At 62.8% G+C, this 1,863-nt stretch carries 3 protein-coding genes; 2 read left to right on the top strand and 1 reads right to left on the bottom strand.

Annotated features, from left to right (window positions below):
• On the top strand, positions 1-198 hold a 198-nt coding region (locus SE91_RS03195; RefSeq protein ID WP_210183116.1), incomplete at its 5' end, for a DUF6537 domain-containing protein.
• Between the two features lie 12 nt (positions 199-210).
• Here the strand turns inward: SE91_RS03195 and SE91_RS03190 are convergent.
• Entirely contained in the window at positions 211-1,122 is a 912-nt protein-coding gene (locus SE91_RS03190) for a LysR family transcriptional regulator (protein WP_060734823.1), read from the bottom strand.
• Positions 1,123-1,265: 143 nt separating this feature from the next.
• On the opposite strand from SE91_RS03190, the gene SE91_RS37450 reads away from it, so the two are divergent.
• Positions 1,266-1,863: HlyD family secretion protein (locus SE91_RS37450; RefSeq protein WP_245318296.1), on the top strand; the 598-nt coding region annotated here is incomplete at its 3' end.

The raw sequence follows: 1,863 nt of genomic DNA, 5'->3' as shown, positions 1-1,863 counted from the left end.
CTGATCGGCTGGTATGAGAGCCTGATCGATCGGATGCTCGACGAGCTCGATGCTGCGCGCCTGGCAGATCTCATCGTCTTGGCCAAGACCCCCATGAACATCCGTGGCTATGGACCGGTGAAAGAGGCTGCCATCGCGTCGGTGAAGGCGGAAGTCGAATCCCTATTGGCGCGGCCGATAAGAGCGCGAGCGGCGTGACTGCCGCACCGCTCACGCATAGGGATTGATCAGCTTCTGCTGCTCGGCGCTGTGATGCACGAGCATGTCGATGAAGGTCCTGACCTTCGCCGACAGATGATGGCGGTGGGGATAGACCGCGTTCATCGACATCTCGACCGGGCGATATTCCGGTAGGAGCCGGACGAGGTGACCGGCGTCGAGATCGCCCTGGACGAGGAACCCGGCCATCATGCAGACGGCAGCGCCCTCCAGTGCCACCTGCCGCAGCGCCTCCCCGCTATTGGTGACGAAGCGGCCCGAGACGCGCACCGAGGCCGGAGCCCCCTTGCGGTCGAAGAAGCGCCATTCGTCGCCGAAGGGAAAGTTCAGGTGCCGAGCGCAATTATGCGCGGTGAGCTCGTCGAGCTTCTGAACACGACCGTGCCGCTCCAGATAATCGTGCGAGCAGCACAGCACGTGTCGCCAGGTGGCGAGACTGCGGACGATCAGGCTTGAATCCGGCGGTGCAGTCATGCGCAAGGCAACGTCATAGCCTTCTTCGATGAGATCGACTTCGGCCTCGCCCATGCGTAGGTCGATCTTGAGATCCGGATAGGTCGACAGCAACTGCGCCACCACCGGCGCGGCGAACGGCACCATATGGGTGGCGACGTGGATGCGCAGGGTACCGCGGGGCAGCGATTGCAATTCGCTTGCGATGTCGTCGGCCTGTTCGAGATCGCCGAGGATCTGCGTGGCGCGGTCGTAATAGGCCCTGCCGATCTCGGTGAGGCTGACCTTGCGCGTGGTGCGGTTGAGCAGCCGCACGCCGAGCCGGTCCTCCAGCGCCTGGACGTGGTTGCTCACCATTGTGGTCGACATGTTCAGCTTTCGGGCGGCTGCCGAAAAGCCGCCGGTTTCAACGACCCGGGCGAAGGCGGTGAGGCTGGTAAAGCGGTCCAAGGCGCAACGCTCCGATTATCCACTCTGACTGGATAATTCTTCCATAAATTAGGGAATTATCACAACCGCCTGGACAACGCATCTTACGATCATCCACGGCGCACTTTTTAGAACGGGGCGTCCGGGAATTTTTCGAGGATGCCATGTCGAACGCCTCTTATGTCGCTGAAACCAATGAACAAACCAGCCTTCGCCCGTCCCGCCAAGCGATCAAGCGCGCAGCCATCGGTCTGGCACTGGCGCTCGGCGTCGCAGTCACCGGCCACTACGGCTATGACTATTGGACCACCGGCCGCTATCTCGAAGCCACCGACGACGCCTATGTGAAGGCCGATTCCACGATCGTCGCGCCAAAGGTCTCCGGCTATATCGCGAAGGTGCTGGTCGGCGACAACGAAAAGGTTAGGGCGGGCCAACCGCTGGCCAAAATCGACGATCGTGACTTCAAGGCAGCACTGGACCAGGCCCGCGCCGACGTCGCCGCCGGCGAAGCCTCGGTGCGCAACATCGATGCGCAGCTCGAATTGCAACAGCCGATCATTGCGCAAAGCACCGCCGACGTGGCCGCGGCGGACGCCAACCTGAAATTCGCGCAGGAGGAACGCGCCCGCTACGACGACCTCATGAAGTCGGGCTCGGGCACGATCCAGCGCGCGCAGCAGACCGACGCGGCGCTGCGCGCCAGCACCGCGCAATTGCAGCACGCGAAATCGGGTCTCCTGGCGGCGCAGCGCAAGGTCG

The sequence above is a fragment of the Bradyrhizobium sp. DOA1 genome (assembly GCF_001593325.1).
Taxonomy (GTDB): domain Bacteria; phylum Pseudomonadota; class Alphaproteobacteria; order Rhizobiales; family Xanthobacteraceae; genus Bradyrhizobium.
The sequence above is the reverse complement of the archived record's forward strand: the minus strand, read 5'-3'. Positions and strand labels throughout refer to the sequence as shown.